This is a genomic window from Thiofilum flexile DSM 14609 (genome assembly GCF_000380185.1).
GTDB lineage: Bacteria > Pseudomonadota > Gammaproteobacteria > Thiotrichales > Thiotrichaceae > Thiofilum > Thiofilum flexile.
This window is the reverse complement of record NZ_KB904746.1, coordinates 1-14,027: the sequence shown is the minus strand read 5'-3', so window position 1 is coordinate 14,027 and position 14,027 is coordinate 1. Positions and strand designations below refer to the sequence as shown.

10 protein-coding genes, 1 tRNA gene and 1 pseudogene are annotated in these 14,027 nt (G+C 45.1%); 6 read left to right on the top strand and 6 right to left on the bottom strand.

The window, feature by feature from the left end; all coding sequences use genetic code 11:
- Positions 1–51: 51 nt before the first annotated feature.
- From A3IK_RS0100065 to A3IK_RS19975, 3 genes are all read right to left on the bottom strand, one after another.
- Positions 52–141 (bottom strand) — tRNA-Ser (locus A3IK_RS0100065).
- A 45-nt stretch (positions 142–186) separates the two neighbouring features.
- Positions 187–999 (bottom strand): 16S rRNA (adenine(1518)-N(6)/adenine(1519)-N(6))-dimethyltransferase RsmA, encoded by an 813-nt coding sequence (rsmA, locus tag A3IK_RS0100060; RefSeq protein WP_020557909.1) that lies wholly within the window; start codon positions 997–999, stop codon positions 187–189.
- 82 nt (positions 1,000–1,081) lie between these two features.
- Complete coding sequence (locus A3IK_RS19975; RefSeq protein ID WP_020557908.1) at positions 1,082–3,661, bottom strand: thrombospondin type 3 repeat-containing protein; 2,580 nt, start codon at positions 3,659–3,661, stop codon at positions 1,082–1,084.
- A 774-nt stretch (positions 3,662–4,435) separates the two neighbouring features.
- On the opposite strand from A3IK_RS19975, the gene A3IK_RS19970 reads away from it, so the two are divergent.
- The 5 genes from A3IK_RS19970 to A3IK_RS0100025 all read left to right on the top strand — a co-directional run bounded on the left by A3IK_RS19970 (position 4,436) and on the right by A3IK_RS0100025 (position 10,934).
- A complete protein-coding gene (locus tag A3IK_RS19970; protein ID WP_020557906.1) occupies positions 4,436–6,301 on the top strand; it encodes an OmpA family protein in 1,866 nt (621 codons plus the stop codon).
- A 151-nt stretch (positions 6,302–6,452) separates the two neighbouring features.
- Positions 6,453–7,001: a redoxin domain-containing protein gene (locus tag A3IK_RS0100040; protein WP_020557905.1), complete on the top strand. Its 549-nt coding sequence runs from the start codon at positions 6,453–6,455 to the stop codon at positions 6,999–7,001.
- A gap of 236 nt (positions 7,002–7,237) precedes the next feature.
- Positions 7,238–8,263: a Fe(3+) ABC transporter substrate-binding protein gene (locus A3IK_RS0100035; RefSeq protein WP_020557904.1), complete on the top strand. Its 1,026-nt coding sequence runs from the start codon at positions 7,238–7,240 to the stop codon at positions 8,261–8,263.
- A 32-nt stretch (positions 8,264–8,295) separates the two neighbouring features.
- Positions 8,296–9,897, top strand: coding sequence for an ABC transporter permease (locus tag A3IK_RS0100030; protein ID WP_083915644.1), 1,602 nt, complete (start codon positions 8,296–8,298; stop codon positions 9,895–9,897).
- The gene (locus tag A3IK_RS0100025; RefSeq protein WP_020557902.1) at positions 9,894–10,934 is read left to right on the top strand and encodes an ABC transporter ATP-binding protein; all 1,041 of its coding nucleotides are present in this window, start codon (positions 9,894–9,896) and stop codon (positions 10,932–10,934) included. Before A3IK_RS0100030 ends, A3IK_RS0100025 begins: the two co-directional genes overlap by 4 nt.
- Positions 10,935–10,941: 7 nt before the next feature.
- On the opposite strand, the gene A3IK_RS0100020 is transcribed toward A3IK_RS0100025, so the two are convergent.
- Positions 10,942–11,286 carry a hypothetical protein gene (locus A3IK_RS0100020; protein WP_020557901.1) on the bottom strand — a complete coding sequence of 115 codons (345 nt, stop codon included), beginning with the start codon at positions 11,284–11,286 and terminating at the stop codon, positions 10,942–10,944.
- A gap of 45 nt (positions 11,287–11,331) precedes the next feature.
- Positions 11,332–11,862, bottom strand: a complete 531-nt coding sequence (locus A3IK_RS18020) for a hypothetical protein (protein ID WP_245539435.1) — start codon at positions 11,860–11,862, stop codon at positions 11,332–11,334.
- Positions 11,863–12,074: 212 nt separating this feature from the next.
- On the opposite strand from A3IK_RS18020, the gene gabD reads away from it, so the two are divergent.
- A complete protein-coding gene (gene gabD, locus A3IK_RS0100010) occupies positions 12,075–13,532 on the top strand; it encodes an NADP-dependent succinate-semialdehyde dehydrogenase (protein ID WP_020557899.1) in 1,458 nt (485 codons plus the stop codon).
- 252 nt (positions 13,533–13,784) lie between these two features.
- Here gabD and A3IK_RS0100005 read toward each other — a convergent pair.
- A pseudogene (locus A3IK_RS0100005) lies at positions 13,785–14,027 on the bottom strand (ISAs1 family transposase); the annotation flags it as partial.

The following is a 14,027-nucleotide window of genomic DNA, read 5'->3' as shown; positions in this document are numbered from 1 at the left end:
CCCGCTATAATGCAGGTTCTTACTATTCTTCGTTATTTTTATAGTAATACTTGGCGGAGAGGAAGGGATTCGAACCCTTGATAGGGGTTAACCTATACACACTTTCCAGGCGTGCTCCTTCAACCACTCGGACACCTCTCCAGATAGGCTCGCAATCCTACCCCACTAGGCCGGTAAAGTAAATAACTAGCCCGTAGCTTTACTGAGTGCAGTTTGCTCTAACCAATAATTAGTCAACCGCACAAAGTCACTCACCTCTAATGTTTCCGCCCGCCGACTCGGATCAATCCCTAAAGCCTCAAAGCCCGCATCACTAATAATGCTTTTAAGATTATTACGCAAGGTCTTACGCCGCTGGGCAAAGGCGAGAGCGACTAATTCAGAGAGCTTTTGCGTATTTTGTACGGGGTCTTTAATCACACGGCGCGGTGTTAACCGTACTACCGCAGAATCGACTTTAGGGGGAGGGCTAAAGGCACTCGGTGGTACATCAAATAAAAACTCCGTCTCACACCAATACTGCACCATCACCGCCATACGCCCATGATCTTTATTACCTGCTACCGCCACAAGGCGGTCTACCACCTCCTTCTGCAGCATAAAGTGCATATCTTCAATCACATCCACTTGTTCCAGTAAATGAAAAATAAGCGGGGTCGAAATATTGTAAGGCAGATTACCTACCACACGAATCTTGTCATGGCGAGCAAGCGCTTTAAAATCAATCGTTAAGGCATCTTGAGCGTGAATAGTGAGTTTATCGTTTAAATCAGTTTGTGATTGCCACCATGCGATCACATCCCGATCTAGTTCTACCACCTCTAAATGATCAACATAGTCCAACAGTGGAAACGTCAAGGCACCTCCACCCGGGCCGATTTCAATAATCTGTTGTTCTGATTTGGGGTAAATAGCACGGACTAAGCTATTAATAATCGAAGTGTCTTGTAGGAAATGCTGTCCAAAACGCTTTTTGGTGCGGTTTTGATAATGGCTCATAGGCTTCTAATTTAAAAAATACTAATAAAAAAATGGCGGACTCAGCGCCCGCCATTTTCCATAAATAACCCTAGGAAAAGAGTTAAGGCAGGATTTTAAGTTCTACCCGACGATTTTGTGCTCGACCTTCACTAGTGGTATTGGGTACTAGGGGCTGAGTTTCACCATAGCCCTTAGCGGTTAAGTTAGCAGCATTAATGCCTTTGCTCACTAAGTAATTTAATACTGCTTGAGCACGGGCTTGTGAAAGGGTCATATTGCTCTCATCATTGCCTACATTATCAGTATGTCCATCCACTTCCAATTTCAGCTCAGGGTATTTACGCAATGCTTCTGCAGCATCGTCCAGAATAGGTAAGGATTCAGAGGTTAATTGATCAGAACCACGCTCAAAGTTGACACCTTTGAGATTAATATTAGCATCTTTAGCACAACCGACCTGATTGACTGCCGCACCGGCTGCGGTGTCTGGGCAAAGATCGTCATTATCCGCTACCCCATCAGCATCCGTGTCTGATACTAAGTCGCAACCTTTCTCATCCACTTTGGTATTAGGGGCAGTCATTGAGCATTGATCTTTGCTATCGACCACACCATCTTTATCGGTATCGAGTTCACAGCCTTGATCATTGACTTTGGCTCCAACGGGAGTCTCAGCACAGCTATCCTTACTATTGACGACGCCATCTTGGTCAGAGTCAGGCTCACAACCCTTAGCATCCACTCTAATACCCTCTGGAGTCGCAGGGCATTGGTCTTTGCTATTCACCACACCGTCTTTATCCGTATCTAGCTCACAACCATTGGCCTCAACAGGTACGGTATTAGGTGTACCTAAACACTGATCTTTACTATCAGGGACACCATCACTATCCTCATCGACTTCACAGCCGAGAGCATCGACTTTTGTACCGGCTGCTGTCTCAGGGCAGGCGTCTTGGCTATTAGCTACACCATCCTGATCATCATCTAGCTCGCAACCTTTATCATTCACCTTAGTGCCTTGAGGGGTCAAAGCACATTGATCCAGACTATCCACCACGCCATCTTGATCGGTGTCTAGCTCACAACCCGTCGCATCGACCCGTACACCGGCGGGGGTATTAGGGCATTTATCACGAGGATCGACGACTAAATCGCTATCAGAGTCTGTCGTAGCCACTTTGAGCTGCTCAGCAAGTTGCTGTTGTTCAGTGGCAGCTAGTTTTAACTGCTCCTCTAATTGCTTTTGCGCGGTTTGAGAGTTATTGAGTTCGCTAGCGACTTCTGTAACGGCACCGACCTGTGCAGTTAGGGCTTGTTTTTCTGTAGTCCACGCCTGTAGCTTTTGATCTTTTTCAGTTAAATCAGCTAAGAGTTTATCCCGCTCTTGTTGCCACGTTTGGCTGGTTTGCTCTTGCGCTTTGACTTGGGTTTGGAGTTGTTCACGTTCCTTAGCAAGCGTATTTTCTAGTTCGGCACGTTGAGCCATCAGGTCGCTGGATTGCTTTTCAATATCTTCCAGATTAGTTTGTAATTGCTGCTTTTCCTCACTTACCTTAGTAATTTGAGCGGCAATCTCTGGAATCGTATGAACTTGAGCGGTGAGGGCGCTGATTTGCTCACTTAAGTCTTGTTTTTCGGTCGTCCATTGTGACTCTGAGCCTTTCAGGGTATCGAGACTAGCCAAGAGCTGTTGCTTACTTTGACTAAATTGGGCCGCAATTTCAGGAATAGTACCCACTTGCATATTAAGGGTAGCGACCCTATCGCTCAGGGTTTTTTGCTGGGTTAGCCACTCTTGCTCTTTAGTTGCCAAATTTGCCTTTAGATCAGCAATATCTTTTTCTTTAGTGACTACTAAGGTTTTAAGCTCATCAAGCTCTTTATCCTGCGCACTCAGTACCTTGTGCAGATCATCTAGAGCCGCATCTTTTTCCTTGAGAATAGTATTGAGGCTTTCAGTCTTACCATCAACCGAACCTTGTAACTCACTCAGCGCTTGGGCTTTGGTGTTTAATTGATTTCTTAGATCGGTTGCCTCCGTTTGGGTTTTGCTGAGCTGAGTCTTGAGATTGCTTAGCGTCTCATTAGTGGTTTTTAATTCTTGCTGTAATGCGCCAATTTGCTGAGCTTTAGCACTGAGGTTTTGTTGGATTTCCTTAATGTCATTCCATGAAAACTCTAGGCCTGATGAGCGTGGAGCTTGAGTAGTGGCTTGTCCACCCATTAATGACATCGCACCGGCGGGGACAGCTTGGGGATTCATGGTGTCAGTAGGCCATGCCCCGCCACCATAAGGATAGGCCGGAACCCACATAGGTGTAGTCGTCGTATCCTGTGGATTGGCTGTATTGGGGGTTTGAGCCGTATCAGGAGAGGTGGAGCCATCGCCATAATAAGGCGGATAAAATGGCACACCAATCGCATAAGGCATAGGTGCTACCGCCCCTTCCGCACTCCCTTGGCCTACACTCACGCCATTAGTCATTTCTTGGGTGGAGGTCATTGGATAAACAAATACACCATTGGTATTAAGATCACTGGGAGGGGAGGTCGGGGAAGTCGAGGGGGCTATACCTTCTTTGGGTAAAGCATTCGGATTAGGCAACTGATTTTCTGCATGGATGGCGGTGCTTACCAATGCAGTGATCAGAGTTACTCCAGTAATCAGTTTATACATGCGTCAAACCTCACGCTGAGTTTGGGAAAATAGGGTCAGAGTCATTTGCCACCTATGGTTAGGTCACGTCGTGCTGAGGAAATTGTAATCGTAAAGCCCGCTATAACGTCCAAAAAAGACATACAAGCAAGAATTAAAAACACGGAATTACCTCCCCACGGATAAATTAGCCAACATACTAAATAAAAAATCAATACTATGGTGGACAGTAAGTGGTCAATAATAGTGGTTTCTGAAGTACGAGTGGACTTAAATATCTCGATATATAACACTAGTATACCAGCCAAAACCATAAAGTCTCCCCACGTAGGCCGCCAAATATGCCCTGAAGGTAAAGTAATATTAAAAAGGATAATATTTAAGCCACGGGGAAAAATACCAAACTGTACGCATAGCCAATAAATCAATAACAGAATACCGAATAGAGGCATAAAAGGCAGTAAACGAAGCATATTTTATCTCTAGATGAGTGGTTCTGGTGCCATGAACAACATGGGGTAAGCAAGTCCTAGGTACTCATAGAGCTAAGTCGTTAGGAGTAAGTGAGCTGTTCAAGTCAAACATTGTAAAGGAATATGGCACTTAACGTTAGATTGAGATCGGAGCAGCGGTCATGTTAAGGGGATGATTCCGTTTATCGAATAGCAGACAAAACACACCGCGCTCGTCGGTAATCGGTATAAGTCAGGGGATAAAGTTGCTTATACTAAGGGGAATAGGCGCTGCCCTGAGTCCATAACAATAAAAAAATAATAAAACTATAGCGAGAAAACTATGAAAATTACCAAGCGCTACCCATTTTCACAATGGCTGTTGCTACCCCTATTATCATGTTCTTCTATCGTACTAGCAAATGAGTTAGCTGCAGGTGGAGTGCCTAATTCGGTACTCACTTTGGAAGATAATTATGTAGAGACCCCGAATACTACTATCAGAACTACGACTCCTAATGCAAAGGCTCAAGCCACAGCATTAGCCAATAATAGCAATGGTTTTCTAGAGACCCAAACGACCTCTACTGCGGGGGGTAGTAAAAGCTATATGGGCGGAAATACCCGTATTGGCGTTAGTGTTGATAGCCAATACAAATTGCGTTTGGATGGGACACAAGTTTTTTCTGATACCAAGGATTCGGTCACTAGTGGTGAGGGCTGGATTGGTTTTAACCCTAAACCAAATGAGGATGAGGATGAAAAAGCACTAACGGGAGCAGGGCTTAAAATCAATCATAACTGGGTGGGAAAAAATGACACTGGCGGTGTGAGTCGGGTACACAAAGTCTTTGGTGCTTATGATCAAAACGAGCAAAAAGATAAAAAAGTTACCGCAGGTTATGGTCAAGAAACCCAGAATATGTTCTGGTCAGGCCAAGCGAGTTTTGCTAAGGGCGATGAGCGTGTAGTGGGGACTTCTGGTAAAACCCCTATTATAGAACGCCCCTATGACTATGGTGTCGGTGGTCGTGTAGGTACTTTCTTACCTAATCAATTGATGCAAGTGCAAGGTGGCTTGGATCTTGAGTTTGGTAAAACCTATGCTGATAACGAAAAGCGTCCTACTCAAGTGACTGTATCGGGTGGCGTGGAAAAATTCTTTATGGATTCCCCCCACAGCATCGGTGCGAATATTGAGTTACTCAATAAATCGGGTGGTACCGAGGAAGAGAAGAAAAATGATGCACGCGGTAGCCTAAGTTATCGTTATGAATTCGGTGGCGCGAATGGTTTATACGAACCGAATCAAATGTATAAACGTGTTCGTGTAGAGATACCGGGTGAGGTTAAAGTCGTTCAGACTCCGGGCAAAAAAATAGAACAGAAAATGGTGAAAAACACCATGGAGCTGGAAGGGGATACCTTCTTCGCACGGGGTAAATGGGAACTATTGCCTGCCGCTAAGCAACGCCTACAAAGTATCATGGCGCAAATGCGTAATGGGGTAAAAGGTAATATTCATATCGTGGGTAGTACTTGCGATTTAGGTACAGCAGAGAGTAATAAATTCCTCTCAGAAAAACGAGCCAATGCAGTACGTGAGTATTTCATTTCTAATGGTTTTGATCCTAATACCTTGCTTGCCGAAGGTATGGGTGAGGCTAATCCTAAGTATCCTAATGATGAGGCACATCGTTACCGGAACCGTCGGGTTGATATTGAGTATCTCACCTATCAAAATAGCTATAAAAACGTGGTTGTTGATGAAACTAAAACGACCACAGTACGTACCGCTCCACGGGTAGTATGGCGTCAAGAGTTGGTTAAAACACCACCAAGATGGGTAGAACGTGCATTACGTAACAATATTCAACACAAACGTTCTATTGATACATATCGCACAGGTGGAGTAGCAGGTAATACTAATACCAGTACTATCAATGTAAAAGACGACTCCTTTAGCGTTGTATTGAATGATACTAATACAAAAACTATTAATGTCTTGACTAATGACACAGGCGATGGGTTGACTATTATTAATGTCAGTACCCCACAATATGGTACAGCGGTGATTAGTAAAGATGGTAAGTCAATCAGCTATACCTTACGTCATGGTTACTGTGAGAGCCATACTTTTACCTATACCGTACAAGATAAAAATGGCAATACTGCTCAAGCCACTGTTTATGTGGATGTTCAAAGTTAATTTATCTTAAGTACGTAATAGCTATTAAGGTTAGGGCAAAGCCACTTATTAAGAGTGGCTTTGTTCTTTTTATGAGCTATATTTTGCCCACCTCCCTATACAACCCCTATGCTATGCTAGAGGCCATTATGGTTTTTAGGATTTGTCATTATTGCTGCGCCGTTCATCTACTCTTATTAAGCCTGCTAAACAACGCTCACGTTGGTGGTGGGTAGTAGAGTTACTGATTATTTTGCTCATCGTGCTAGGTATTAGGGTTTGGAATCAAGCGGAATTAATTACAGGAGCAGCTCCTAATGTTAAGGCCGAAATGACCAGCGGTGAGCGGGTAGAGTTAATTGATTATCGAGGTGAACCCCTTTTACTCTATTTTTGGTATCCAGACTGTACTATGTGTCAGTTTCAGCAATCGACTATTAGTGATCTGGCTAAAAATCATTCTGTTTTAACGGTAGTGCAGGCGAGTCATCAAGAGCAATTACGCGCCTACATGGAAGAAAAAGGTATTAGTAGCTGGCCCACCATTATGGATGAAGAGGGCAATATCCATCGGCAATTCGCAGTGAAAGCAACACCTACCTATTATATTATTGATGGTGAGGGCATGATTCGCTTTCGTGAAGTGGGCTTAAGTACGAGCTGGGGCTTACGTTTGCGTTTATGGTTTGCCGGTGAGCATATGAGCGATGAGAGCCTATAAGTATCTGAGCCAAGGTAATCGGGTATTTCTTCCGCAGCCGCTGTGAATACATCCCTGCCGCCAAGACTGCTTCAGAAATACCTGACTACTTTGGTATACCTAACTAACTATAAATGTAGGATAGGGAAGCAAACAAGAAAGTGCTGAAAATTAATTCCACTGATGAATCGAAGTTAGGTTGCAAATGATAATAGTTATCATTAATATCATGTTCAGTTTTAACTACGATTCGAGGCATGGGATTAATGCGTAAACTATTCAGTTGTGTATTGGGATTAGTTTTAGCGACACCCGTTTGGGCGGATGGCGCTGTGAATGTTTACTCTTCCCGTCAAGAGCAATTGATTAAACCGATACTAGATCAATTCACCACTAGCACAGGTATTAAAGTCAACCTCGTCACGGGTAAAGATGATGCGCTGATTGAGCGCCTTAAGTTAGAAGGTGAAAACTCTCCTGCTGATGTACTGATGACCGCCGATGCGGGACGTCTATATCGTGCTAAAAGTATGGAATTAACCCAAGCCATAGCATCAGATGCACTAAAAGCAAATATTCCTGAGCATCTACGTGACCCCGAAAATCACTGGTTTGGCTTAACCTATCGCGCTCGTCCTATTTTCTATGTTAAAGACAAGGTAAAGCCTGAGCAGCTCTCTACCTATGCCGATTTAGCCGATCCTAAATGGAAAGGGAAAATCTGCGTGCGTAGCTCGGACAATATTTACAATCAATCCCTCGTAGGCTCTATGATTGCGAGCACAGGTGCTGAGGCTACCGAAAAATGGGTGACTGGTTTTGTGCAGAATTTTGCGCGTCCCCCCGAAGGTGGCGACCGTGATCAAATCAAAGCTGCCGCTGCGGGTCAATGCGAGTTAGCGCTGGCTAATACCTATTACTTTGGGCAAATGCTCAGTGGTGAGAATGCTGAGGACAAAGCTGCTGCTGAGAAAGTTGCTATTTTCTGGCCAGATCAAGGTGAGGGGCAACGTGGCACCCATATTAATATCAGTGGTGCTGCGGTCACTAAAGCGGCAAAAAATAAAGACAATGCGGTAAAACTACTCGAATATTTGACCCATGATGAAGCACAGCATTGGTATGCTGAGCATAATCAAGAGTACCCTGTCAAAGCAGGCGTTAGTCCTAGTGCCTTATTAAAAGGTTGGGGGGAGTTTAAAGCCGATAGCCTTAATCTTTCTGAGCTAGGTAAAAATAATGCTGAAGCCGTGAAGATCATGGATAAAGCGAATTGGAAATAAGCAAAGGTATTTGGCGCACCCTCATCATAGGGATGGCTACCTTTACCGCATTGCCGATTATTGCGGTGTTCAGCTATGTCTTTGTGCCTGCACCAGAGGTGTGGGCGCATTTATTTGACACGGTATTAGTGGACTACATCAGTAATACCCTATGGCTGATGCTCGGTGTCAGTGTCGGTGTATTGCTCATAGGAATACCGGCGGCTTGGCTAATGAGTATGTGTGATTTTCCCGCACAGCGTTTTTTTGAGTGGGCCTTATTACTGCCCCTCGCCATGCCCGCCTATATTATTGCCTATACCTATACCGGCATGTTGGATTTTGCGGGGCCTGTACAGAGCCTGATTCGCTCGCTCACGGGATGGGGGTATGGTGATTATTGGTTCCCTAAGGTACGTTCTTTAGGGGGGGCGATTACTATGTTGTCCTTAGTCCTATTCCCCTATGTCTATTTATTAGCCCGTGCGGCCTTTTTGGAGCAATCCATTTGTGTGCTGGAGGTCAGCCGTACCTTAGGTGCGAATCGTTGGCAAAGTTTTTTCCGAGTCGCTTTACCCTTAGCCCGTCCTGCGGTGATTACTGGCTTATCACTGGCACTCATGGAAACAGTAGCAGATTTTGGTACGGTGCAATACTTTGGGGTGAGTACGTTCACTACGGGTATTTTTCGCACGTGGTTTGGCTTAGGGGATCATGCAGCAGCTTCTCAATTAGCGGCCTTACTCATGACCTTGGTGTTGGTATTGATTTTATTAGAACTCTGGTCACGACAACGCGCCCGCTATCACCATACCTCTAGCAAATATTCTCGTATTCCTAAATATCAACTCAAGGGTTGGTGGGCTATAGGCGCTTTTCTAGTCTGTGCCTTACCGTTAGCGTTAGGGTTTATTATTCCTGTCGCGCAATTAGTGTATTGGGGTATTAGTACCGCTCACTTGACCTTGGATAGTAGCTTTTGGGAGTTAGTGCTTAATAGCTTAATCTTGGCCGCTTTAGCCGCCTTGTCTGCTTTAATCTTGGCGCTGATTTTGGGCTATGGTAAGCGTATTAATCCCGACCCTATGGTAAAAACAGCCACTCGCATTGCCGCTCTAGGCTATGCCATTCCCGGAACTGTGATTGCGATTGGGGTACTCATACCCTTAGCGTGGTTAGATACTCAGCTCAATATATTGGCTAAATATGTATGGGGTACTTCGGTAGGTCTGATTTTCAGCGGCTCTTTATTGACCTTACTCTATGCCTATAATGTACGTTTTTTAGCGGTATCCCTACAAACCGTAGAAGCAGGGCTGGGTAAGATTAAACCGACGATTGATAATGCAGGGCGTTCGTTAGGGCTAGGCTCTGTCGGTGTTTTGCGGTATTTACATCTACCTTTAATGAAAGGAACATTACTCACGGCTTTGCTTTTAGTATTTGTCGATGTATTAAAAGAATTACCCGCGACCTTAATTCTGCGTCCTTTTAATTTTAATACCTTAGCGGTAAAAGCCTATGAGTTAGCCTCAGATGAGCGTTTAGCTGAAGCGGGTTTGCCTGCTTTAATGATTGTGGCTGCAGGCATTTTACCCGTGATTTTATTAAGTCGTTCTATTGCCACTTCACGAGCAGGTACTTCAAGCTCATGAGTCAACTCAGTCTTCAAAATATTGTTATTCAATATGGTCAACAAGTCGTCATTCATGACGTGTCTTTGCAAGTCGAGCATGGGCAAATTGGCTGCTTATTAGGCCCTAGTGGTTGTGGTAAAACGACCTTATTACGAGCTATTGCCGGATTTGAGGCGGTAACGAGTGGTCAAATTGCTTTAGGCGATACCATTATTAGCTCACCTCAAATTCATATCCCCCCTGAAAAACGTCAGATCGGGATGGTATTTCAGGATTATGCGTTATTTCCGCATTTAACGATTGCTAATAATATTAGTTTTGGCATTCGCCAGCTTAGTAAAGTGGCACAAACGAAACGAATCGAGCAGTTATTAGAGTTAGTTAATTTATCCGGTTATCAAAAACGTTATCCACATGAATTATCGGGTGGACAACAGCAACGTATTGCCTTAGCTAGAGCTTTAGCACCTAAACCTAAGCTTATGCTGCTGGATGAGCCGTTTGGTAGTCAGGATGTGGAGTTGCGGGAAATACTGGCGCGAGAAGTGCGGGATATTTTAAAACAAGAGCAAACGACCGCCATTTTAGTCACCCATGATCAACATGAGGCCTTTGCAATGGCCGATGAGATTGGGGTGCTAAAAGCAGGGCGCTTGCAGCAATGGGATAATCCCTATCATCTGTATCATCGCCCCGCTAATGCATTTGTAGCGGAGTTTATTGGGCAGGGTGTGCTGATTGCAGGTGAAGTACTTGATAATTATACCGTTCAAACGGCTGTTGGTGTGGTGTCGGGTAGTTTGCCCGTGGGGGCGACCCCGCATATGCCCTTACAGGTATTGATTCGCCCTGATGATATTCGTCTGGTCGCTAAGGCGGAGCGTAAAGCGGTGGTCATATCGCGAGTGTTTCGCGGGGCTGAGTATTTATATACGCTACAATTGAGCGATCAAAAAACGACTATTTTGGCTTTAGCACCTAGTCATCAACAGTACGAAATTGGGGAAACCGTTTATTTTGAACTGGATATGCAGCACTTAGTACTAGTCCCCTAAGTGCGTACTAGCGATACTCCGCTATAACCTCAATTAGCCCGACGATATGAGCATTTAATTCTGCTAAATCTTCGGCTGGAATCCACCATTCCGTGTGAATAGCACCGCCTACCTTTTGAATAGGGTAGCGCTCCATAAAGGCTTTCTGCACCTGAAAGCGCGTCACATATCCTACTCCACTGTCTTTAATATTCCATTGAATAGCGATTTGTTTCGCATACTCTTCATTAGTTACGGGGTAAAAGATCGGCTGTTCGGGTAAACGCGGCGGCCAAGCTGTAAAACCACTTTGCCTGACTAACTCTAATTCTTTAGGACCAATAGGGCGGTATAAGGTAACGACTTCTTCCATTGGTTTTCCGTTTTCGTATTGGCAAAGATATCGCTTCCTGCCTCTTCAGTGTTGTGTGGGTGCAGTGGAACCCGCAATCTGCTCAACTTCGGCTAGTGACAACTGAAATAAATCAGCAATCGCCTGATGACTCATGGTGTTCATACTAATTAATTGCTTGACCCCTTGTAATAAGCGTTGTTTTTCCGCATCTAATAAGGGCTGAAGCTCTTCACGCGCTTGCTCAATCCCTTTCTCAAAGCCCCAACGATAGGTAGAAAAACGGGTAATATCGACTTGAGTTAACATATGTTTGGCCTCATCTAGGTTGGCTTGTAGGTTACGATTATCGGCAAGTGTTTCTAACATTTCATAATAATTACGAAAGGCTTTTTCATCATCGCCGGTTAACTCGCGCAAACGCACGACAATATAATTGACCACTTCCTGCACAGGACGCTGTTTGAAGTCACACAAAATGGCGAGTACTAAGGCTTCAGGGGTATCTTGTGCCAGTAGCAGACTACAATCCACTGTATACATATCCAGCACTTGATAACGATAATCCAGATTGGGTAACAGCAATTGGCTTTGCATGCCCAAACCACGTTGCCCAATATAGACCAAATATTGTATACCCGCTAGGTCGTGGAGTAGGTAGTTGTTACGGGTATTTGCCGCTTTATAATGGTGAGTGAAAATATATCCATTATATCACTAATGAGGCAGGTAATGAGTGTGTTAGGCTGCAAGCATCATCGTATTTATCATGATAAATTAAGATTTTTACTCTCATAGGATGAAGCATAATGTCATTAGCAACTAGTCATCTATTTAAACAACAAGCGTTTATTAATGGACAGTGGGTAAGTGCTCACTCTAACCACACCTACCCCGTGCATAATCCTGCGACCGGCGAGCAATTAGGCTCCGTTCCTGCCATGGGAGCGGCGGAGACCGAACAAGCCATTCAAGCGGCTGAGGTTGCACTACCCGCTTGGCGAGCCTTAACGGCTAAAGAGCGTGCCGGTAAACTTCGCACTTGGTTTAATCTCATGATGCAAAACCAAGACGAGCTAGCCCGTATCATGACCCTAGAGCAGGGTAAACCCTTAGCCGAGGCAAAAGGCGAAATTGCCTATGCGGCCTCATTTATCGAATGGTTTGCAGAAGAAGCCAAGCGTGTTTATGGCGAAACAATCCCCGGACATCAGGCGGATAAACGTCTCGTTGTGATTAAACAACCGATAGGGGTCGCGGCTGCGATTACTCCGTGGAATTTCCCCTCCGCCATGATTACCCGTAAAGCGGCTCCGGCCTTAGCTGCGGGCTGCACTATGATCTTAAAACCCGCCTCGCAAACCCCGTTTTCTGCGCTTGCCCTTGCCGAATTAGCTACCCAAGCCGGTATTCCGGCGGGCGTGTTTAATATTGTCACGGCAGGTATGAGCGGAGCCTCTGAGATTGGTAATGTGCTCTGCAATAGCCCTGTGGTGCGTAAATTATCCTTTACTGGCTCTACCGCAGTCGGGATGAAGCTGATGGCTCAATGTGCGCCTACACTCAAAAAGCTCTCTTTAGAATTAGGGGGGAATGCGCCGTTTATTGTATTTGACGATGCGGACGTGGATGCAGCGGTACAGGGCGCGATTATTTCTAAATACCGTAATGCCGGACAAACCTGTGTGTGCGCTAATCGTATTTATGTACAAGCCGGTATTTATGATCAATTCGCTGCAAAACTAACACAGGCCGTAGAGCAGCTCAAAGTCGGCAATGGTTTAGAGGCAGGTATTACCACCGGGCCTTTGATTGATGAACGCGCGGTGCAAAAAGTCGAAAGCCATTTACAGGATGCGCTGAGTAAAGGAGCAACATTAGTCACAGGTGGGCATCGCCATGCTTTGGGTAAAACCTTTTTCGAGCCAACAGTATTAACTGGCGCAACGCTGGATATGTTGGTCGCACGGGAAGAAACCTTTGGCCCTTTAGCACCCTTATTTAAATTTGACACCGAAGCCGATGTGATTCAGATGGCGAATGCGACCGAATTTGGTTTAGCTGCCTATTTTTATGCACGAGATGTGAGCCGAGTCTGGCGAGTAGCGGAAGCCTTGGAATATGGTATGGTGGGGATTAATACCGGCTTGATTTCCACCGAAGTGGCACCCTTTGGTGGGGTGAAGTATTCAGGGTTAGGACGTGAGGGTTCGCGGCATGGGATAGAGGAATACTTAGAAATGAAGTATCTGTGCTTTAATATTTGATAATTCTGCTTAGCAACTAACCGTCATAGGGCGGTTAGTGCTTGGTTAAATCAGGGAGTTAGGCAGGAGTTTTTCCTTTGATTTGTGCTAGGAAGAGGGGGATTAGTTTGAAAAGACTAAGGAATATCTGGAATTCACGATCCTTTCGAGCTTGATCTTCAGGAGTCCAGGTCGAACTGGCAGTTATTTTAGCAGGAACCCATTGGATAGTATATTTTCCGGGGTTATTTATCAGGGCAATCGCTTGAATCTTTATTGTTGTAGAGGGATGAGTGGCTCCAAGAGTTCGGCGAGATAATCGGTTGACCAAGCGGCCTGCTTGCGCCGTACTTTGAGACTATGCTTATTTGTCTGGCTGTACCGAAGTAAGTTAGTCGCCATCTGGCGTAGGAGGGAGAAATTGTGAGGCCCATCGCCGGTACGGTTACGCGCCCGATCCTCCTGCATCAGCACATCCAAGACCCAATGGAGTCGGTTCTCAATCCCCCAATGGGA

Bases quoted from the DNA above. Each gene is read 5' to 3' on its own strand.
- rsmA (WP_020557909.1), bottom strand. From the start codon at position 999: ATGAGCCATTATCAAAACCGCACCAAAAAGCGTTTTGGACAGCATTTC.
- A3IK_RS19975 (WP_020557908.1), bottom strand. From the start codon at position 3,661: ATGTATAAACTGATTACTGGAGTAACTCTGATCACTGCATTGGTAAGC.
- A3IK_RS19970 (WP_020557906.1), top strand. From the start codon at position 4,436: ATGAAAATTACCAAGCGCTACCCATTTTCACAATGGCTGTTGCTACCC.
- A3IK_RS0100035 (WP_020557904.1), top strand. From the start codon at position 7,238: ATGGGATTAATGCGTAAACTATTCAGTTGTGTATTGGGATTAGTTTTA.
- A3IK_RS0100030 (WP_083915644.1), top strand. From the start codon at position 8,296: ATGGCTACCTTTACCGCATTGCCGATTATTGCGGTGTTCAGCTATGTC.
- A3IK_RS0100025 (WP_020557902.1), top strand. From the start codon at position 9,894: ATGAGTCAACTCAGTCTTCAAAATATTGTTATTCAATATGGTCAACAA.
- A3IK_RS0100020 (WP_020557901.1), bottom strand. From the start codon at position 11,286: ATGGAAGAAGTCGTTACCTTATACCGCCCTATTGGTCCTAAAGAATTA.
- A3IK_RS18020 (WP_245539435.1), bottom strand. From the start codon at position 11,862: ATGCAAAGCCAATTGCTGTTACCCAATCTGGATTATCGTTATCAAGTG.
- gabD (WP_020557899.1), top strand. From the start codon at position 12,075: ATGTCATTAGCAACTAGTCATCTATTTAAACAACAAGCGTTTATTAAT.